General features: G+C 40.4%; 20 protein-coding genes. 6 read left to right on the plus strand and 14 right to left on the minus strand.

Going from position 1 to position 19,343, the window contains the following annotated elements; translation table 11 throughout:
- Nucleotides 1-14: 14 nt before the first annotated feature.
- The 5 genes from IV514_RS01230 to gpmM form a co-directional block, all read right to left on the minus strand.
- Nucleotides 15-1,025 (minus strand): NAD-dependent epimerase, encoded by a 1,011-nt coding sequence (locus IV514_RS01230; RefSeq protein ID WP_206483100.1) that lies wholly within the window; start codon nucleotides 1,023-1,025, stop codon nucleotides 15-17.
- Nucleotides 1,025-2,368, minus strand: a complete 1,344-nt coding sequence (locus IV514_RS01235; protein ID WP_206483101.1) for a UDP-glucose/GDP-mannose dehydrogenase family protein — start codon at nucleotides 2,366-2,368, stop codon at nucleotides 1,025-1,027. Before IV514_RS01235 ends, IV514_RS01230 begins: the two co-directional genes overlap by 1 nt.
- A gap of 102 nt (nucleotides 2,369-2,470) precedes the next feature.
- Nucleotides 2,471-3,217: a divergent polysaccharide deacetylase family protein gene (locus IV514_RS01240; RefSeq protein ID WP_241242136.1), complete on the minus strand. Its 747-nt coding sequence runs from the start codon at nucleotides 3,215-3,217 to the stop codon at nucleotides 2,471-2,473.
- Nucleotides 3,218-3,318: 101 nt separating this feature from the next.
- A complete protein-coding gene (locus IV514_RS01245) occupies nucleotides 3,319-4,422 on the minus strand; it encodes a peptidoglycan DD-metalloendopeptidase family protein (protein WP_206483102.1) in 1,104 nt (367 codons plus the stop codon).
- A gap of 106 nt (nucleotides 4,423-4,528) precedes the next feature.
- On the minus strand, nucleotides 4,529-6,073 hold the full coding sequence (gpmM, locus tag IV514_RS01250) for a 2,3-bisphosphoglycerate-independent phosphoglycerate mutase (protein WP_206483103.1): 1,545 nt from the start codon (nucleotides 6,071-6,073) through the stop codon (nucleotides 4,529-4,531).
- A 220-nt stretch (nucleotides 6,074-6,293) separates the two neighbouring features.
- On the opposite strand from gpmM, the gene IV514_RS01255 reads away from it, so the two are divergent.
- The 4 genes from IV514_RS01255 (at nucleotide 6,294) to gpsA (ending at nucleotide 8,596) form a co-directional block, all read left to right on the plus strand.
- Nucleotides 6,294-6,722, plus strand: coding sequence for a rhodanese-like domain-containing protein (locus tag IV514_RS01255; protein ID WP_206483104.1), 429 nt, complete (start codon nucleotides 6,294-6,296; stop codon nucleotides 6,720-6,722).
- A 22-nt stretch (nucleotides 6,723-6,744) separates the two neighbouring features.
- Nucleotides 6,745-7,008: a glutaredoxin 3 gene (grxC, locus tag IV514_RS01260; RefSeq protein WP_206483982.1), complete on the plus strand. Its 264-nt coding sequence runs from the start codon at nucleotides 6,745-6,747 to the stop codon at nucleotides 7,006-7,008.
- 67 nt (nucleotides 7,009-7,075) lie between these two features.
- Nucleotides 7,076-7,585 carry a protein-export chaperone SecB gene (secB, locus tag IV514_RS01265; protein ID WP_206483105.1) on the plus strand — a complete coding sequence of 170 codons (510 nt, stop codon included), beginning with the start codon at nucleotides 7,076-7,078 and terminating at the stop codon, nucleotides 7,583-7,585.
- A gap of 3 nt (nucleotides 7,586-7,588) precedes the next feature.
- Nucleotides 7,589-8,596, plus strand: a complete 1,008-nt coding sequence (gene gpsA / locus IV514_RS01270) for an NAD(P)H-dependent glycerol-3-phosphate dehydrogenase (protein WP_206483106.1) — start codon at nucleotides 7,589-7,591, stop codon at nucleotides 8,594-8,596.
- 36 nt (nucleotides 8,597-8,632) lie between these two features.
- Here gpsA and trmL read toward each other — a convergent pair whose 3' ends face one another.
- Nucleotides 8,633-9,097, minus strand: a complete 465-nt coding sequence (trmL, locus tag IV514_RS01275) for a tRNA (uridine(34)/cytosine(34)/5-carboxymethylaminomethyluridine(34)-2'-O)-methyltransferase TrmL (protein ID WP_206483107.1) — start codon at nucleotides 9,095-9,097, stop codon at nucleotides 8,633-8,635.
- Between the two features lie 121 nt (nucleotides 9,098-9,218).
- On the opposite strand from trmL, the gene IV514_RS01280 reads away from it, so the two are divergent.
- On the plus strand, nucleotides 9,219-10,130 hold the full coding sequence (locus IV514_RS01280) for a cation diffusion facilitator family transporter (RefSeq protein ID WP_206483108.1): 912 nt from the start codon (nucleotides 9,219-9,221) through the stop codon (nucleotides 10,128-10,130).
- Nucleotides 10,131-10,139: 9 nt separating this feature from the next.
- On the opposite strand, the gene IV514_RS01285 is transcribed toward IV514_RS01280, so the two are convergent.
- The 3 genes from IV514_RS01285 to IV514_RS01295 form a co-directional block, all read right to left on the minus strand.
- Nucleotides 10,140-11,129: an alpha/beta fold hydrolase gene (locus IV514_RS01285; protein ID WP_206483109.1), complete on the minus strand. Its 990-nt coding sequence runs from the start codon at nucleotides 11,127-11,129 to the stop codon at nucleotides 10,140-10,142.
- 70 nt (nucleotides 11,130-11,199) lie between these two features.
- Nucleotides 11,200-12,591, minus strand: coding sequence for an ATP-binding protein (locus tag IV514_RS01290; protein WP_206483110.1), 1,392 nt, complete (start codon nucleotides 12,589-12,591; stop codon nucleotides 11,200-11,202).
- Between the two features lie 4 nt (nucleotides 12,592-12,595).
- Nucleotides 12,596-13,294, minus strand: a complete 699-nt coding sequence (locus IV514_RS01295; RefSeq protein WP_206483111.1) for a response regulator transcription factor — start codon at nucleotides 13,292-13,294, stop codon at nucleotides 12,596-12,598.
- 147 nt (nucleotides 13,295-13,441) lie between these two features.
- Here IV514_RS01295 and IV514_RS01300 point away from each other — a divergent pair, with 147 nt between their 5' ends.
- On the plus strand, nucleotides 13,442-13,915 hold the full coding sequence (locus IV514_RS01300; RefSeq protein ID WP_206483112.1) for a Spy/CpxP family protein refolding chaperone: 474 nt from the start codon (nucleotides 13,442-13,444) through the stop codon (nucleotides 13,913-13,915).
- Here the strand turns inward: IV514_RS01300 and IV514_RS01305 are convergent.
- From IV514_RS01305 to rsgA, 5 genes are all read right to left on the minus strand, one after another.
- Nucleotides 13,904-15,832, minus strand: a complete 1,929-nt coding sequence (locus tag IV514_RS01305) for a M56 family metallopeptidase (RefSeq protein ID WP_206483113.1) — start codon at nucleotides 15,830-15,832, stop codon at nucleotides 13,904-13,906. The two genes, IV514_RS01300 and IV514_RS01305, sit on opposite strands and share 12 nt — an antisense overlap.
- Nucleotides 15,833-15,855: 23 nt before the next feature.
- A complete protein-coding gene (locus IV514_RS01310; protein ID WP_206483114.1) occupies nucleotides 15,856-16,242 on the minus strand; it encodes a BlaI/MecI/CopY family transcriptional regulator in 387 nt (128 codons plus the stop codon).
- A 170-nt stretch (nucleotides 16,243-16,412) separates the two neighbouring features.
- Nucleotides 16,413-17,147, minus strand: a complete 735-nt coding sequence (locus tag IV514_RS01315; protein ID WP_206483115.1) for a glycerophosphodiester phosphodiesterase — start codon at nucleotides 17,145-17,147, stop codon at nucleotides 16,413-16,415.
- Nucleotides 17,147-18,034, minus strand: coding sequence for an archaetidylserine decarboxylase (gene asd, locus IV514_RS01320; protein ID WP_346776884.1), 888 nt, complete (start codon nucleotides 18,032-18,034; stop codon nucleotides 17,147-17,149). The genes IV514_RS01315 and asd overlap by 1 nt, the downstream gene beginning before the upstream one ends.
- A gap of 166 nt (nucleotides 18,035-18,200) precedes the next feature.
- Nucleotides 18,201-19,235 (minus strand): small ribosomal subunit biogenesis GTPase RsgA, encoded by a 1,035-nt coding sequence (rsgA, locus tag IV514_RS01325; RefSeq protein ID WP_206483116.1) that lies wholly within the window; start codon nucleotides 19,233-19,235, stop codon nucleotides 18,201-18,203.
- Nucleotides 19,236-19,343: the final 108 nt, after the last annotated feature.

Genomic DNA, 19,343 nt, shown 5'->3' on the forward strand with positions numbered 1-19,343 from the left:
ATTTAACCGAGATATTAGTGTTTTTGGTAGAAGTTTTTATACCACCGGACAAAGGCTTCAACACCATCAGCTACTTTAACCGAAGGCTTATAACCCGTGATTTTAAATAAATCCTCGACATCCGCATAAGTTTGATAGACATCACCTGCTTGCATCGGTAGCAGATTTTTTTCTGCTTTGAGCCCTAACGATTGCTCAAGTGATTCAATAAAATCGAGCAGTTTAACTGGATTACCATTACCAATATTGAATATTTTGTAGGGGGCCGAACTGTTTGACGCAGCGCCGCTATCCACTGACCAATTTAGATCCGCTTGAGGAATAATAGCCTGAATACGAAGGATGCCTTCTACGATATCATCGATATAAGTGAAATCACGGCGCATATCGCCGTGGTTATAAACATCAATAGCATTGCCTTCAATTATCGCTTTGGTAAATTTAAATAACGCCATATCAGGTCGACCCCAAGGGCCATACACAGTAAAAAAGCGCAAGCCGGTAGTTGGAATGCCATATAAATGTGAATAGGTATGCGACATCAACTCATTGGATTTCTTTGTTGCTGCGTAGAGTGAAATAGGGTGGTCAACACTGTCTGATGTTGAAAATGGGGTTTTGGCATTTAACCCATAAACTGAGCTGGAGGATGCGTAGACTAAATGTTCGACATTATGCTGGCGACAGCCTTCTAATATGGTTAAGTGACCGATTAAATTTGCATCGGCATATGCCATTGGGTTATCAATTGAGTACCTGACACCCGCTTGGGCTGCTAAATGGATAACACGATTAAACCCCTCTTGTTTAAACAAGGATGCAATACCTTGTCGATCAGCAAGGTCAAGCTGAATAAATGAAAAGTTAGCATCTTGTTTTAGTTGCGCCAAACGTGCCAATTTAAGCTTTACATGGTAGTAATCATTCAGATTATCTAAGCCGATAACTTGGTGTCCCTGCTCACAGAGCGCTTTTGCGACATAGTAGCCAATAAAACCAGCAGCGCCGGTGACTAAATATTTCATTAGTTGACCTTTTTAACGCTATCACCACGACCAATGGCATAATAGGCAAAACCACGAGCTTTTAATAGCTGAGGATCGTAAAGGTTGCGACCATCAACAATCACGTTATGACTAAGCGATTGGGCGATTAATTGAAAATCTGGCGCTCTAAATTGACTCCACTCAGTACAGACCACTAGTGCATCAGCGCCTTTAAGGGCAGATTCTTTGGTCCCCATAAGCGCCAAATCTTCTCGGTGACCAAAAATACGTTGGCATTCTTCCATGGCTTCAGGATCATAAGCCTGAACATTTGCGCCTGCTTCCCATAAGGCGTTCATTAACACGATTGATGACGCTTCACGCATATCATCGGTTTGTGGTTTAAATGAAAGCCCCCATAGTGCGATAGTTTTGCCGGATAAATCACCATTAAAATGTTGATGCAAATGCTTGAAGAGCTTTTGCTTCTGTGCGTAATTGACTGACTCAACCGCTTCGAGTAACGCTGGTTGGTAATCAATGCCATTGGCCGTACGAATCAGTGCTTGTACATCTTTAGGGAAGCAAGAACCGCCATAACCACAGCCTGGATATATGAATTGATAACCAATACGAGAATCTGAGCCAATACCATGTCTGACGGCTTCAATGTCAGCCCCTAATAATTCCGCTAAGTTAGACATTTCATTCATAAACGAAATTTTAGTCGCCAGCATGCAATTTGCGGCATACTTTGTGAGTTCAGCGGAGCGAACATCCATAAATATCATGCGATCATGATTACGATTAAATGGCGCATATAGCTCACGCATTGCTTGTCGTGATTGTTTGTTTTCTGTGCCGACAACAATGCGATCTGGCTTCATGCAGTCACTAACGGCGGCACCTTCTTTTAAAAATTCAGGGTTTGAAACCACATCAAAATCAATATTTACAGCACGCTTAGCAAGCACCTCGTTAACTTTAGCCGACACTTTATCTGCGGTGCCTACCGGTACGGTTGATTTATTTACGATGATTTTGCTTTCATTCATATGAGTAGCAATGGTTTCAGCCACGGCTAATACATATTTAAGGTCCGCGGAACCATCCTCATCAGGCGGCGTGCCTACGGCAATTAATTGAAGAATGCCGTGTTCAATGCCTTCTTGTGCATCAGTGGTAAAGTGTAGTAAGCCATTTTGATAGGTTTCTTCAACCAGCGGGGTTAAGCCAGGCTCGTAAATAGGAATGATTCCTTTTTTAAGGTTGTCGATTTTATTCTCATCAAGATCGACACACATTACATCGTGTCCAACAGAGGCTAGTACAGCTGCTTGTACTAAGCCGACATAGCCAACGCCAAATACGGTAACTTTCATGATGTCCTTAAATTTATTGTCTAAATACTCTTGGTATTTTAATCGTGTTATGAGGTAATAACAAAGTTCTTTTATCGCCCAACTAAGATATGCCTTTAGCTACTAATCTGTGTGTAATAATTGTTGTTCGTTGATTTTTGGCGGCAATAGCTCAGAGATACCGACTAGTTCTATGTCGTGACTTGCTAATTGAGGAATTAAATAACTTAATGCGGTGACAGTTTCTGGGTGAGGATGGGCAATTGCCACCACGCGTTTATATTTTTTTGCCTGACGTACTAATTGAGCGAATTGGCCACTGATGTATGTTTGAGTTAATTGATTATCTAGAAATAAATGCCTACTTAAACTGGGCACGCCATAATGACGCGCTATTTTTCGTGCTTTAGAGTGTTGTGTGGTGACGCTATCAACAAATAATAACTGATGATCTTTGAGGTAACGCATGGTCCACGCCATCGGTGAGTATTGCTGAGTGAGTTTGCTACCCATATGGTTATTAATACCAATGGCAAAGGGGATTTCGTCAAAAGAGGCTTGTAAACTATCCCTTATTGCTTGTTCATCCATAGAGGAAATTAACGCACCTGGCCCTAGTAATTTATCACTCTCTGATTCCATTGGAATATGTAAAATTACATCTTTATTTTGCTCATAAGCTTTTTTAGCTAAGCTTGGACCAAATGGGGTATGCGGTAAAATAGCTAGGGTTAGATTGCCAGGAAGCTTTAGTACATGACTATCGGTTTTTCGATAGCCAATATCATCAATAATAATTGCAACTTTCGCCTGTTCCGCCAAGCAAATGTGAGATAAAAGTAACAGGGCTAAGGTAATTAAAGTACGCAAAATAAAACAGCAAGACAAAAATAAAGTGATAGCTTATCAGTTAGTTTTAGCTTAATCGAGCAATAACTGTGTCAGAGATAGACGATGAAGTTCAATCCTTGTTATTTGCACCATAGTTTAGGGTTGACGGCTTGGCCATTATGGCGAATTTCAAAGTAAAGGGCTGATTGGCTTTGTCCACCACTTTGGCCAACAAGTGCAATAGGCTCTCCTGTTTCAACACGATCGCCAACAGATTTAAGTAACGCTTGATTATGGCCATATAAACTCATATAGCCTTTGCCGTGATCAACTACGGTGACTAGCCCGTAACCTTTTAACCAGTCAGAAAATAAGATTGTGCCATGGTGAATGGTTTTGACTTCACGGCCAACAGGCGCTGATAATAATACGCCTTTCCATTTTAAGTAGCCTTGCTTACGAGAGCCAAAGCTTCGGCTTATGCGCCCTTTAACGGGCCAAGATAATTGTCGCTTTAGCTTATCTAAGCCATTTAGATCAATGGCTTGTTTACTTAATCTCGCCATGCGGGCTAAGGCTTGGGTGAGGTTTTCTTCTTCCTGTTGCAGTTTTGCCAGTTGTTGTTTCGAACTGAGTAACTGATGATTAAGTTGATTTATCGTTTGTTGGCGAGCGGTATTTTTGGCTTGTAATGAGGCCTTTTGATCTTTTTGTTTCCGTTGTAATTGGCTCAATAGTTGAGATTGTTGCTGTTGCTCGTTGGTGATGTCAATGAGCTTTTCGATGGTTGCTTGGTAATGATCAATTTCTTTAATACGTGCTTTATTGAGGTACTGATAATAGCTAATGGTGCGTTGTACTTTACCCGGCTCTTCTTGGTTTAATAACAGCTTGAGGTAATCATGATTACCCGTGGAATAAGCGGCGCGTAATTGTTGCGCTAATATGACTTCCTGTTGTTTTTTTTCGGCGGTTAACTGTTGTTTTTCTTGCTTCAGTTCGCTGAGCTTTTGTTGAGTCGCATTGAGGGATTGGCGAGTAGCATTCAGTGATTTACTGACTTTAGCAATGGCCAATTCATTTTTCTTTAATTGAGCTAATAGTTGTTGTCGCTTTAAATCGACGGCTTTGATGGTATCTTTTTGTTGGTTGATCTCTTTTTTAACTTGTTCAAGTTTATCGTTAGTCGACTCTTGGGCAACTAGCGAAAAACTCGCCATAATGCTAAGGGTAATCAGTTGCACAAAAAAAACTAGCGCTAATCTCAACCGAGACAAGGCTAGTTTTTTAACTATAATCGATTGTTTTATCATCATATCTACTGTCGGGAATCCACTTAACGCGAAAGTATTATGAATCAAGCTCCATCAAATTAGAACCTGTCATTTCATCAGGTTGTGCCATGCCCATCAAATTTAATATGGTTGGGGCGATATCACTAAGCGCTCCTTTGCTAGCGGGTATTGCATGACGACCAAAATAAATAAGGGGTACTGGTTCGCATGTATGAGCGGTATGGGCTTGACCTGATTGGCTATCTGCCATTTGTTCTGCATTGCCATGGTCGGCAGTGATCAAACATTCACCACCGGTGTTTTGCAATGCCTTAATCACTCGTCCAATACTTTGATCGACCGCTTCACAAGCTTTTACTGCCGCATCAAATTTTCCAGTGTGGCCGACCATATCGCCATTAGGATAGTTACAGACAATAAAGTCATGTTCCCCACTTTCAATCGCAGCGACAAGCTTATCGGTTAACAAGGTTGAATTCATTTCTGGTTGCAAATCATAAGTCGCTACCTGAGGAGATGGAACCAAAATACGTTGCTCGCCGTTAAAGGTATCTTCTTTACCACCACTAAAGAAGAAGGTGACATGGGCGTATTTTTCTGTCTCGGAGATACGTAGCTGAGTTTTATCATGCTTTTCTAACCACTCGCCCAATACATTCTCTAATTTGGCTGGTGGGAACGCACAGCTTGTTTTGATATCAGCGGCATATTCGGTCAACATTACAAAGTCAGCTAAGGCTGGCGTAGTTTTTCGATCAAAGCCATCAAAGTCTTGTTGAACAAAGCTACGGGTAAACTGACGGGCACGATCGGCTCTAAAATTCATAAAAATTAAGCTGTCACCGTCATTTAAGTGGATGGTTTCACCTTGCTTGTTTGTGATGGCAGAAGCTTTGACAAACTCATCGTTTTCATCACGTTCATAGGCGGCTTGTAATGCATCAACAGCATTATCAAATTGGTATTCACTTGCGCCTAAGGTCATTAAATTATACGCGGTTTCAACACGATCCCAGCGTTGGTCTCTATCCATGGCATAGTAGCGTCCAACAATCGATGCGATTTGACCACAATTTAGTGCAGCAAATTTTTCTTGCGCTTTACTTAATGAAGCTTGCGCACTTCTAGGTGGGGTGTCTCTACCATCTAAAAAAGCGTGCAAATATATTTGCTTCGCACCACGTTGATGAGCCAGTTCAATCATGGCAAAAATATGATCTTCGTGACTATGTACGCCACCTGGTGACATTAAGCCACAAATGTGAACGGCTTTGTCATTTGAAACCGCTTTATCAACGGCTTGGCATAAGGCTGGGTTATCGAAGAATTCTTTATCTGCTATTGCTTTGGTGATACGGGTGAAGTCTTGATAAACGATACGGCCCGCGCCCAAGTTGACGTGACCAACTTCAGAGTTACCCATTTGTCCGTCAGGCAAACCAACCGCCATACCAGAAGTATCAATCAGCATATTTGGGTAATCGCGTATTAACTTATCGAGTACCGGGGTATTAGCATGGTAAATGGCATTGGAGTCTTGGTTTTCACGATAACCCCAGCCATCTAAGATAATAAGTACAGTGGATTTTTTGTTTGGCATACTACTTCCAATTATTCGATTAGGTTCATAGTTAATATGAGCGTTATTGTATCAAGGCTATAGTGTAATTGCTGTAACCTTACTAGATAAAATTGTTCTATCTAAATGCCGCAAGGTGATTTTCATCGCCAAGCTGCGATAAATGTGTCTATATAGCTGTAAAAAAATGCACTTGGCTGTATACTGTCGAAAATTTTTGTGAATCACAATTGAATAGTTTATGGAACAATTTATAACTTTTTTATCAAATCACCCAATATTAAGTGCTGCTTGGGTCGGTATTTTTATCGCGATCATCGTTACTAGCATTAAAATCAAGTTATCACCAATAAAGCAATTAAGCCCACAAGAATTGACCTTGTCAGTCAATCGTGAGGATGGTGTTGTTGTTGATATTCGAACAGAAAAAGATTTTAAGGCTAGTCATATTATCGATGCAAAACATCTATCGACGGAGAAAGTTAATAATAATGACTTTGCCACTCTTGAAAAATATAAAGATAAACCCATTATAGTGGTATGTACGGCGGGTATCACTGCGTCTAAAGTGGCCAATCAACTTTATAAAGCAGGCTTTAGTAAAGCGAGTTTGTTGAAAGGTGGTATGAACGCTTGGACGGGAGCAGGATTGCCTGTTGTAAAAAAATAAATGACTGTTAAGTAGTAGGTCGATAATGGCGGTAGAAATATACAGTAAAATGACTTGTGGCTTTTGTATGAGAGCGAAAATGTTACTCAAACAAAAAGGGGTGGAATATAACGAAATTGATATTAGTTATGATCCTAAGCTACGTGAAGAAATGATCGAACGTAGCAATGGCGCCTATACGGTTCCACAAATCTTTATCCATGACCAACATGTTGGTGGTTGTGATGATTTATACGCTCTACACGGTCAAAACCAACTCGATTTATGGTTGAATAAGTCGCTATAGCGTACTTGTTTTATCATTCAATATTTAAAATTTATCATGCGAAACGCATAGCAATAGGAAGAAGAAAATGGCTGACGAAAACCAAAACAGCACCGAAGGTAATGCAGAACAAGCGGCGCCACAATTTGCAATTCAACGTGTTTACACCAAAGATATTTCTTTTGAAACTCCTAATTCTCCAGCTATTTTTCAACAAGAGTGGAAACCTGAGTTAAAATTAGACTTAGATACGCGTTCTGCGAAATTAACTGATGATACTTATGAAGTTGTATTAGCATTGACAGTGACTGCTACAGTAGGTGATCAAACGGCGTTTTTAGCGGAAGTACAACAAGCGGGTATTTTCACTATTGGTAATTTGCCTGCGTCACAACTGGCACACACTATTGGTGCATTTTGCCCATCTACTTTGTTCCCTTATGCACGTGAAGCAGTGGCGAGCTTAGTGAATCGTGGTTCATTCCCACAGATCAACTTAGCACCTGTTAATTTTGATGCTTTGTATGCGTCGTATGTCCAGCAACGTTCGCAAGAACAACAAGCTGAGCAAGCACCTGCAAGTTCAGAAACTCACTAATCGATGACTGAGCCATTGGCTAAAATTAGTGTGATTGGTGCGGGATCGTATGGTACCGCACTGGCTATTTGTTTTGCGCGAAATGGTCACCAAACGCTTCTATGGGGCAGAAATACTGATCATGTTGAACAGATGGCTAATACGCGTAGTAATGAAAAGTATTTGCCTGGCAGTTGCTTTCCCCAGGCATTAGCTTTGACAAGTGATTTATCACAAGCTGTGCAGGCGAGTGATAATATTTTAGTGGTGGTACCAAGCCATGCGTTTGGTGACATGCTAAAACAAATTAAACCACTATTACGGTCAAATGCGAAAATTGCATGGGCAACTAAAGGTTTAGATCCCGATACAGGCAATTTATTACAAGATGTTGCTCGTGATATTCTCGGTGACGAGGTTTCTTTAGCGGTGCTTTCTGGCCCTACCTTTGCTAAGGAAATGGCAGCAGGGTTGCCGACAGCAATTTCATTATCATCTACTGATAACGCCTTTGTGAGTGAGTTGTCAGATTTACTGCATTGTGAAAAAACCTTCCGTGTCTACACCAATAATGATTTTGTTGGCGTACAACTAGGTGGTGCGGTTAAAAATGTTATCGCGATTGGGGCGGGTATGGCTGATGGTATTGGTTTTGGCGCCAATGCTCGTACAGCGTTGATCACTCGAGGCTTAGTTGAAATGACACGCTTAGGTGAGGCATTAAATGCTGAGCCTTCAACCTTTATGGGAATGGCAGGCTTAGGCGATTTAGTATTAACCTGTACCGATAATCAGTCACGTAATCGACGGTTTGGCTTAGCCTTAGGGCAAGGCAGTTCTGTTGAGCAGGCGATGGAAGATATTGGTCAAGTAGTTGAAGGTTATCGCAATACCAAAGAAGTCTATATGTTGGCGCAACGCTTAGGTGTTGAGATGCCAATAGTCGAGCAGGTTTACCAAGTATTATATTGCAACAAAGAAGCACGAGTTGCGGCATCTGACTTATTATCTCGCGAACGGACATTTGAGTAGCGCTCGCGTTACTCAAATGTTTAATTACGTTAAGCGTTAAACTGAGCCAGCAAACCCTAATTGACGCCAAGCCTCAAATATAATAACAGCTGTCGCGTTAGACAGGTTCATGCTTCTACTACCTTCAAGCATAGGAATGCGAATTTTATCCTGTTGGGGAATTTGTTGCCTAACTTCATCGGGTAAACCAGCTGTTTCTGAGCCCATTAAAATATAGTCACCTTCAGCAAAGCTTACATCTCCATAATAATTACTCGCTTTTGTGGTGATGGCTAATACTCGTTTTGGTTGTTCTGCTTCAAGAAAAGCTTGGTAATTGCTGTGACGTTTTATCGCAGCAAATTCATGATAGTCTAATCCTGCGCGGCGAAGTTTTTTATCATCTAGATCAAAGCCTAATGGCTCAATAAGGTGTAACCTAAAACCTGTATTGGCGCATAATCGAATAATGTTGCCAGTATTAGGTGGAATTTGTGGCTGAAAAAGCACAACGTCTAACATCTGATAATCTCTTGAGAAAAATTCGATATAATTATACCTTGCGCATAGCATAGAACAAACATAGATAGCTATTAATTAACGCAGTTAGTAGTAACGATAGATGATTTGATACAGGAAGTTTATGAATTCAACTAAACAAACCTATGACTTTTGGGTTCGATTGGCGGCCCTTTCTGCAACTGCGGTTGCTTTAGTATTGGTGGTGTTAAAGTTATATGCCTGGCTAATGACAGATGCAAGTGCCATGTTAGCCTCGGCGACTGATTCCATGTTAGATTTATTTGCTTCGCTGATGAATGTGGTGATTTTACGTTTTGCTTTAGCACCGGCGGATCAAGAACATAAATTTGGTCATGGGAAGGCCGAAAGTTTGGCGGGCTTAGTGCAAGCCGCTTTTGTTTTGGGGTCTGCGCTGTTATTGATTATCAACGGTGTTGAGCGGGTGATCACCCCAAAAGCGATAGTGCATAGTGAAGTAGGGATTTGGGTCAGTATTATTGCTATCGTATTAACGTTAGCTTTAGTGGTTTTACAAAAAATAGTCATTGCAAAGACGAAATCATTAGCGATCAGTGCTGATTCATTACATTATCAATCAGATCTCATCTTAAATTTAGGCGTGTTAGCGGCACTGTTTTTAAGCCAAGGCTATTGGGATAAAGCCGATGGTGTTTTTACCTTGATAGTGGGTATTCACTTAATGCTTGGTGCAGGAAAAATTATATGGATGAGTGTACATCACCTCATGGATCATGAACTTTCAGCCGAAGAAGTCGATAAAATAAAAGCAATCATTTTAACCCATGACAAAGCATTGGGTATGCATGAATTGCGGACAAGACAAGCGGGGCATCAACGCTTTATTCAGTTTCACTTAGAACTTGATGATGACTTATCCCTGCTTGAAGCTCATAGCATAGGGGAGACGATTGAAAAAGAGATTGAGCAAGCCTTAGCCCCTTGTGAAGTGTTTATTCACCACGACCCATCTTCCGTGGTTGATCATGAGTTGCGAACCAAAGAAATAATTTAATAACGGGGATTATTGCTCAAGCCATTTTTTAATGGCTCTGAGTGCTTGCTCTCGATAACTATCTTGTTCAAATAATATTTCGTGATAGGCGTCTTCGATAACAATCAATGACTGACAAGTATCGGATCTGACTTGGTTTAGTGCAGAACAAAACGCTTTTTGAGCTTGATTATCAACAATTGTATCTTTGCCTGCTTGTAAAATGGTTAAAGGAGTCGTGATTTTATCAAGTTCAGCAAATAACTGCTGGTGAGCTGTTAACGCTTGTTTGAGCCAATTGAAAGTGACGCCGCCAAGTTGTAACTCCGGAACTTGTTGATATAAATCGATAAATGCTTGGTATCTTTCTGGTGAGTGCATCAGTTTATTGTCGGCAAATGCAATACTTTGATAGTCACCTTGACCGAGAAAATACCATGCATCATTACTGATTAAGGTATTTAAAAACAGGCCTCCTTCAACCAGCCATTTTGCGAGCCATAAAGGTAAGCCACCACTGTTAATGGCAATCATAGGTGAAGATAACAAGGCTGTGCTAATAGTATTTGGATACTTCTGTATCATTCGCAGCGTTATCGCTCCCCCCATAGAATGCGCCAGTACTTTGGGTAAGGCATGGCTTTGGCAGTAACGCGGAATGATCTTGTCAATAAAGTAGTGTAGATCATCTGCATAGTCATCAAAATGCTTTACGTAGCCCTTAAAACGATTCGCTAATAGTCGCTCAGACAAGCCTTGCCCGCGATGATCAATAATGAATAAATTGATTTTCTGCTGGAACAATTCATAGGCTAGCTCTTGATATTTTAAATAACTTTCAGAGCGACCAGGAGAGATCACTAGGCACTGTGCTTGGGGCTGGTGAATAAATGCGGCATAATTAATGCGTTTATCGTCCACCCCCTGAAAAGAGGAAAAGATACCTGCTTGCCAAAATTGTTGAATAGCATCATTTTGTTCTTGAGGTTGTGCTTGAGAAAATTGTGATGAATGAGTCATAAATGAAACAACAATAGTGCAAACTGGTAAAACGATAAGCAGTAAACGTTTTAACATTTAATCCATTGCCTTAATGATTAAGCTGTTTAATTGGTAATTCTAGAGTAATCGTTAGCCCGCCGCTATGATTATTTGCTGCCTGAATGCTACCATGGTGAAGGTCTACGGCTTGTTTGGCTATTGCAAGCCCAAGCCCTGTACCTCCTGTGTCTCTATCGCGTGCATCCGATACGCGATAAAACGGGGTAAATAACTTGGCTAATAGAGATTCATCGACTCCAATGCCATCATCGGCAATAGCGATTCGTATGCTGTCATTTAACACCGAGGTGGTAATGGTAATAGTACCGTTTTGTTGGCAATACTTAATGGCATTAATAATAATGTTATTGATAGCACTGCCTAATAATGATGCATTGCCATCAAGCTGTAATGTACCTGCGTTATTCAAGTGAATGGTAATCGCTTTTTCTTCGGCGATAAGCTGATTATCCTCAATCACTTTTTCAATTAATTGGCTTAAGTTAATTTCATTAATTTCAATGGCCTGAAAGTTATTTTCCATACGCGATAATGATAAGATATTGCTGATCATGCTATCAAGTTGGGTAACTTCTTGCTCGCAGCGTAATAGGTGCTTATCGACAGTAGGATTATTATGATTGGCTTGTTGAATAAGCCCTAATGTCATTTGCAGACGAGTCATGGGAGAGCGTAATTCATGCGAGACATCTGCAAGTAAGCGTTGATGGGCATTAATGTTGTTTTCAAGTTTTTCCGCCATTTGATTGAAGCTAGTAGCCATTTCTCCAATTTCATCACTGCGTTTAACGGCCTTGCCTACCCGAGTATCATAATGTCCATTGCCGATGGCTTTTGATGCTTTTTTGATTGCGATTAATGGGCTCGTGAGGGTACGGGCTAATATCCAACAAAATAAGAAACTGATCACGAAAGGGATCAAGTATCTTATCCACATGGGGAGTTGCATAATAATCGAGCCAATAGCCGGTGGTCTGGTGCGATGGGTGATATAGAGTAGGTAGTCTTTGCCTTGAATGTTGATGGTTTTAGGTCCAGTTAAGCGGACAAAAGGAAACTGGATCGTGCTGACATTACTTAAGTTATTTTTCTCTAAAAAATGCTGAATACCTCTAAGGTGCCTTTTAGCATTAGCGTAAACAGTGGAAGAATCATTCTCTTTCAATAATAAATTAACATTATTTGGCATGGGAATGTGCTTAAGTAGCGACTCAACGCTGCTCGGTTGTTTATGATCAATTCTTTTGCTAATGCGCTGTAGTTGCCGTAAATCGCTAGGCTCAACGGGGACTATAATACTTTCTTGTTCTAACTGAATGGAGACAAAGCGGGTAATTGAAATGGATAAAATAGTGATCAGCCAGAAGGAAAGAAAGAGTTTAACCGCGATTGAGGATAGATATTTTTTAATAAATGTCATGGGGTTACTCGCCTGAAAGAAAGATATAGCCGGCACCACGCACAGTTTTAACTTTATCGTCAGAGCAATGGACTGCAAATTTTCGGCGGATATTACTGACATGCATATCAATACTGCGATCAAAAGGGCTTAGCTTTCGCTGTAATACTTGTTCAGAGATTGTCTGTTTACTAACGATTTGGCCTACGTTTTCCATCAATAAAGTAAGTACTTGATATTCTGTGCCAGTTAACTCGATACTCTGTTGATGACAAAATACTTCGCGCGTTGTCGGTTTAACTTCTATCTGATTAACGAGTAATTGCTTGCAGGATTGTTGCTGTGTTTGTGTTTTTTCAATTCGTCGTAAAATGGCATTGATCCGTGCCAATAACTCTCTATGTTGAAAAGGTTTAGCGAGATAATCGTCAGCGCCGAGATTTAAACCTAGTACTTTATCGGCTTCATCACCTTTAGCGGTCAGCATAAGTATCGGAGTGCTATGCGTGCCGCCTAAGGCTTTAAGTACTTCAAAGCCCGTTAAACCTGGCATCATGACATCAAGCAATATTAATGAATAATTGTTTTCTCTGGCTAAGCTAAGACCTGATAAACCATCATGACAGCAAGATATCTGGAAACCTTCTTGGGCTAAATACTCACTGAGTAGTGCAGTCAGTGCTTTATCATCGTCAATAATCAATAAGTGTTTATCTTGTTTCATCGTTACGTAATACCTTGTTGCTCTTCGTTAATAATACACAAATTGGCAAACAGAAGAGTTAACTTTACAGAACATTTACACTGCTTTGCGTTTCTTTGCATTGCAATGGTTACACTGTACTTGATAATTAATTAAGGAGTGTAAACCATGAAAAAAATCAATAATACGCTAACCGTTGCAGCTTTCATTGCCATGATAGCTTCATCTGTTTCTTTTAATAGTTATGCCCATAAAGGGGGAGATGAAATGCCTCAAGAGCACCAAGGGTCTCATCACAAGCCGTTTTCAGTTGGGGCTAAGTTAAAGCAATTAAACCGATTAGTTGACTTGAGCGATGAGCAGAAACAACAAATTAAAGCGATATTTATTCAGAGTAAAGCGGAGATGAAAACTCATCAAGCTTCAAAAAAAGATTTTAAAGAGCAACTTAGCTCGCTTATGGCTGCCGCGGTTTTTGATGAGCAAGCATTTTTGAACTTACATCATCAATATCATGAGCAGTTTACTGCAGGCGCATTAACACGAGCTAAAACCCGACATAAAGTGTTGCAAGTATTAACAGCTGAACAACGAGAAATCGTACAAAAAATGAAACACCGAGCTAAAAAGCTAACGCATTAAGCTGAATGAAAATATTTTAGACATACTGCTTTCTATCGGCTTACCATTGTATTTTGCTGGTAGAAAGCGCCATTTAGATAATGCATTACGAATTGCATTTCGGAAATAATTCACCTTACTTTTTTCCTCAAATACAATATCTTTCACCCTACCTTGCTTATCTATGGTGAAATTAATTTTTACATCAAGCTCAAGACCGCGACGTTTAGCATTTGTGGGATAACGAGGATCCGGAGAAGCGATGATCTCAGCGGGCTTACGAATATTAACCGTTTGCTTTTGTTCAGGTTGTTGAGCCCGAGTAATAGTGTAGCGGGGGCGTTTTTTAATTGGTTTTGGGCTTGTTTTAGCTGGCGCAACTGCTACAGGCTTATTTTCGCTCTGGTTATCTTGGTATGTGGGAGTGTTGACCAGATCTGCAACCTGTTCTGCATATGGATTATGGATCTGCGATTTTTGTCGATGAGAATCTGTTCGTTCAAATGCTTGATCCGCTGTTGATTGTTCCATTTGCTCGGTTAACAGTTGTTCAGTTACTGAACTCTTGGAAGATTTACTGGTATTTTGCTCAACCGTTAAAGCAATAAGTTGTTCATCTTCTGTTGATGCTTGAGCTGATAAAGCTTGATTACCCGTCTCATCTGTCGTGGAAGTCACTGGTTTGTCAGCGAGCTTGACTACTTTTTCTACCGCAGAATTTTTGTCTTTAATTATGGTTTGTTTCGCGGTAGCGATAACCTGTTCATCTGGCTCGACTAATCCTTCTTTATCTTTTTGTAACAGTAAACGGGCGATAGAAGTTGCTGACAAACTACCAGCTGAAACGGGTTTCTTTTGAATAAAATCGTTGGCTGTTTGAAAGAATGAAATATGGCCAGACGTGAGGTCGATAACGTTAGCGTTCAAATAAGGTTTGATAAATACCGCCACCACAGAAAAAACAATTAATACCGTGGCTAAAAACTTTCCAGAATCATTTTTGGCAGAGCAATGATGCTGATCAACCAATCGTACAACGCGTTGTTTTAGATCGCCGCCAGAAGCCGCCATCGCCATATTGGGGATAGCGTGATGCCTGTGTTGATGACATAACGATGCGGTATCTGCTAATGTTCTTGCGTATGCAATAGGGTTACCACTGATCTTAACTGCTACATCATCACTGCAATATTCTCTTTCGTTGCGCATTTGTTTTGATATCCAGCTGACCGCAGGATGGAAAAATAACAGGGTTTCGACAATCGTCTGTATAAAGTTAACCAGGTAATCATGTCGGCGCACATGGGCTAATTCATGCAAAATTAACATGTCCAGCTGTGCAGGCGTTAAACCTGATAACATCGAGGCAGGGATCAACACCACAGGCTTTAACCAACCAAGTGCCATAGGAATATCAGTTTGTAATGAGATCAGTAAACGAGGTGTTTTACGCAGACCCACTTTTCGTACTAATTCAGCAAATCGTTCTGTCAGTTCTTGCGTCGGTGCCATTGATGCCACTTGAGGCAAACGATTAACATTATATAACTCAATCAATAACTTGCTTGATAGTAAACCAACAGTCGCAAGCCACAATAGTGAAATGTAAGGTAAGACATCAAATATTTCTTGATACCAAGTAATAGTGTCTTTATCGGTGAAAGTTTGTTGATTAATTATTGTTGAGATATCACTGCTAAAATAGCTTATCGGCTGATAATCAGGTTGATAGATAGCAATAAAAGTGACAACAGGAACAATTAAGCTCGCTAACATGGCAAGCGTTGCCCAAGTATAGCGTAACTGGGCTTTATGATAAGGCGTTAATATTAATAATATTTTAAGAGCAAGCGCAATCAAGCCCCCTTGCCAAATAAAGTGGATCAGGGTTAAAGCTAAATTATACCATTGTGGGCTATCGATAAAGCTTTCCATCATACTCTGCTAAGTATCCTTCCTATTTAATCCTGTTGTTCTAATTCATTTAATAATTGACGAATGTTAGCAATTTCTTCTTTGCTGTGGGATTCATCCAAAGCACGCATAACTAATTTTGACGTTGAACCGCCAAACGCTTTAGTGACTAAATCTTTTAGTAATGATGACTGCGTTTGTACTTGGCTATTGGCTGCTGCATATACATGGGCGCGATTGCTTTCATCACGGATAACTAAGGCTTTCTCATGCATAATTTGTAATATTTTCAGTACGGTGGTGTAGCCAGTTTTTTGTGTTTCGCTTACCGCTTCATGCACCTGACGAACTGTTGCAGGGCCTAATTTCCAGAGTATATTGAGTAACGTCAGCTCTGCTTCGGTTGGCTTAGTACCAGGGTTTTCGTGAGCCATCAAACTTCCTTAATAAAAAATTTATAAGTTGAGTAATAAAACATGACGGAAATATTACGAACTTAATCGTATCTTGTGTTGGTTAATTGAGCAACTATAAATGTAAATTTTTTTCTTTGATCTGTAACATGTTGAGTTTTCTTATTTAAATTTTGATTTATTCTCAGCGGTTAATTTTGGCATTTAATCGCCTTACTCGTTCGGCTGTTAAGAGGAAAGTTGGTAAATACAGCGTCAACATTTAGTTGGCGACAAAGGGCTAGGTCATAGTACTCATCAACAGTATAAACCCACACTTTTAAACCGAGTTGATGCGCATTAGTGACAATTTGCTGATTTATACTGGCAACATCTAAGTTTAAGTAATGACAGTCTAGTGCTTTTGTGAAACTTTCGATTTCAAGAGGAAGGTGAGCGATAAGTGCTGCCGTTGAAATGCTCGGGAGTGCTTTTTTGCAAGCATATAAAAATGGGTGGTTAAAAGAAGAAATAATGAATTGTGCTTGGTTAAAGTGATCGTGAATGAGCGCATGTTGAATATTTTGTTGTAAACATTTTATTTGCTCGGTAATTTCTTGCTGAGTACCCGCTGAAGATTTCACTTCAATATTGACTAATGTCCTGCCGGCAATATGCTTTAACGCCTGTGCTAAAGTGACAATAGGTTGCTGATCCCCTAGTGGCGGTTGTATAAGCTGGGCTAAACTGAAATCATTTATATGTTTTTTAACCGATGTGGTGGCAATAATATGCTGATCATGGATCACGATAAAGGTTTTACTGGGTTGATGAAATTGAATGTCGAGTTCAATGCCATCACAATTTTGTTCGATTGCTTGCTCGAATGCGAGCAGTGAATTTTCTGGAAATTCACCACTCGCCCCTCGATGAGCAATTATCAGCATTAGTCGCTCGACGCTACTGCGCTAGTGACAATATCGGCGTAATGTTCGCCTAAGCGCGTCACCGTTTTTGGTCCAGCGTTAGCATTAAACTCAACCATATTCGGGCTAAATGTAGATATTACGGTTGAGCCTAATTTAAAACGTCCCATTTCATCACCTTTTTCAAAGTGAACCGCATCAACACCTGTGGCTGGATATGTCCAACGAAAGATATCTTTGCCTGCCGGAGGAGTAATTGTTCCTGCCCAAGTGGTTTCAATACTAGCCACTATGGTGGCACCAACTAGCACCATGGCTAATTGACCGTGTGCGGTATCAAAGATGGTGACCACTCGTTCATTACGTGCAAATAAATCAGGGACATTGTTCGCGGTTAATGGATTCACAGAGAATAACTCGCCCGGCACGTAGATCATTTCTCGTAAAGTGGCCGCCATTGGCATATGAATTCGGTGGTAATCTTTAGGAGCCAAATAGATACAGGAAAACTTACCCCCTTGAAATGGCGCCGCGGTGGCTTCATCACCGCCAAGTAAACTGGTCAGGCTGTAGTTAAACCCCTTTGCTTGTATTAATTGTCCATCAACAATCTCACCTTGCTGGCTAATGGCGCCATCAACTGGATAGCATATGGTATTGGGTGTCATATCAATCGGGCGCGCACCGTCGGCTAGCTCACGGGTAAAAAAGTCATTAAAAGTGTTAAAGTCTTCAGCGTGTTGTAGTTTAGCTTCGGACATATTGATATCGTAAGCTTTAATAAACCATTTGATTGCCTTTGTGGTCAACCACCCTGCTTCAGCAGCAGCGAATTTACCAACTAATCGAGAAATACCGTGTTTGGGCATCACATATTGAAGGGCAATTTTAATTTTATCGAGAGACACTGATTTTTCCTATGTAATTATTTGTGGCTGTAACCTTTTTGGGACAATTAAACGTGATTTACGCATTATTGTCACTTAAATATTGCTTGATGATTCCGAAGTAACGCAACATCAGTTAAATGACGTTCAGTATATGCAAAATTATCAAAGTGAAGATCAATAGCTCCTAGTTAAAGCGAGAAGTTAAGGTGTTTTCATTTAAACTGTTTAATATTTTTTGAAAACTGGCTAAACGTTTTGGGTGTACTTGGTTAGCTAAACTGGCGGCAACTAAAGCACATCCGGGGTCGGACTGATGTTTACAATCTCTAAATTTACATAATCCTAAATGATCTGCAAATTCAATAAAGCCTTGACATACCTGTTCAGGGGTTAAGTGCCATAAACCAAATTCTCTGATCCCCGGAGAGTCAATTAAATCGCCACCTTGAGCAAAGTGATACAATCGTGCAACGGTCGTTGTGTGTTGACCAAGGCCAGAATTTTCAGAAACTTCTTGAGTATGTACCGATAAATTAGGCATTAATGAGTTAGTCAGTGTTGACTTACCTACCCCTGATTGACCAACAAAAATACTGGTGTTGTTTTGTAGCTGTGCTTTTAATTGCTCAATGCCAGCTTGTGTTTTGTTACTGACATAGATGATGCGGTAGCCAATATCACGATAGATATCGAGTTGTTGTTCGATTTCTTTTTGGTTTTCTTCGGTGAATAAATCAATTTTATTGAGTAGGATGATTGGCTCAATACCTGTATTTTCCGCAGCAACTAAGTAACGGTCAATAATGTCGGCATTAAAAGCGGGTAACACGGAAGAGACAATAATGATTTGACTAATATTGGCGGCAATTGGTTTAACGCCATCATAAACGTCTGGTCGGCTCAACACAGAGCTTCTTTCATGTACTGCTTCAATGACACCTGAGATGCTATGCTCGGTTTGTTTACCTTGACGCCAGACGACTTTATCACCACAAATGAGAGAATCGATTGAGCGACGCATATTACAGCGATAGATGGAGCCGTCATCAGCTTCAATATCGGCATGTTGACCAAAGCGACTGATCACAGTGCCAGATTGTGCTTCACCAAGCTCATCATCTTGCCACTGAATTTTTTCGGCTTTGTTGCTTAGTTTTTTTGCTTGGTTTGCTTTAATACGCCGAACTTGGCCTTTGGTCAGTTTTTTAGCTTTTGCCACGTGATATTTTCATATTGTCTATAGTTACATTAAAACACCGCGTCAGATAAAAGTGTTTCAATCGAAGTTAATTCTCACGTATTATACTGACAAAATCATAATTCATCT

The organism is Thalassotalea sp. G2M2-11, assembly GCF_017168195.1.
Classification (GTDB): domain Bacteria; phylum Pseudomonadota; class Gammaproteobacteria; order Enterobacterales; family Alteromonadaceae; genus Thalassotalea_E.

Bases quoted from the DNA above. Each gene is read 5' to 3' on its own strand.
- IV514_RS01230 (WP_206483100.1), bottom strand. From the start codon at position 1,025: ATGAAATATTTAGTCACCGGCGCTGCTGGTTTTATTGGCTACTATGTC.
- IV514_RS01235 (WP_206483101.1), bottom strand. From the start codon at position 2,368: ATGAAAGTTACCGTATTTGGCGTTGGCTATGTCGGCTTAGTACAAGCA.
- gpmM (WP_206483103.1), bottom strand. From the start codon at position 6,073: ATGCCAAACAAAAAATCCACTGTACTTATTATCTTAGATGGCTGGGGT.
- IV514_RS01255 (WP_206483104.1), top strand. From the start codon at position 6,294: ATGGAACAATTTATAACTTTTTTATCAAATCACCCAATATTAAGTGCT.
- secB (WP_206483105.1), top strand. From the start codon at position 7,076: ATGGCTGACGAAAACCAAAACAGCACCGAAGGTAATGCAGAACAAGCG.
- gpsA (WP_206483106.1), top strand. From the start codon at position 7,589: ATGACTGAGCCATTGGCTAAAATTAGTGTGATTGGTGCGGGATCGTAT.
- trmL (WP_206483107.1), bottom strand. From the start codon at position 9,097: ATGTTAGACGTTGTGCTTTTTCAGCCACAAATTCCACCTAATACTGGC.
- IV514_RS01280 (WP_206483108.1), top strand. From the start codon at position 9,219: ATGAATTCAACTAAACAAACCTATGACTTTTGGGTTCGATTGGCGGCC.
- IV514_RS01285 (WP_206483109.1), bottom strand. From the start codon at position 11,129: ATGACTCATTCATCACAATTTTCTCAAGCACAACCTCAAGAACAAAAT.
- IV514_RS01290 (WP_206483110.1), bottom strand. From the start codon at position 12,591: ATGACATTTATTAAAAAATATCTATCCTCAATCGCGGTTAAACTCTTT.
- IV514_RS01295 (WP_206483111.1), bottom strand. From the start codon at position 13,294: ATGAAACAAGATAAACACTTATTGATTATTGACGATGATAAAGCACTG.
- IV514_RS01300 (WP_206483112.1), top strand. From the start codon at position 13,442: ATGAAAAAAATCAATAATACGCTAACCGTTGCAGCTTTCATTGCCATG.
- IV514_RS01305 (WP_206483113.1), bottom strand. From the start codon at position 15,832: ATGATGGAAAGCTTTATCGATAGCCCACAATGGTATAATTTAGCTTTA.
- IV514_RS01310 (WP_206483114.1), bottom strand. From the start codon at position 16,242: ATGGCTCACGAAAACCCTGGTACTAAGCCAACCGAAGCAGAGCTGACG.
- IV514_RS01315 (WP_206483115.1), bottom strand. From the start codon at position 17,147: ATGCTGATAATTGCTCATCGAGGGGCGAGTGGTGAATTTCCAGAAAAT.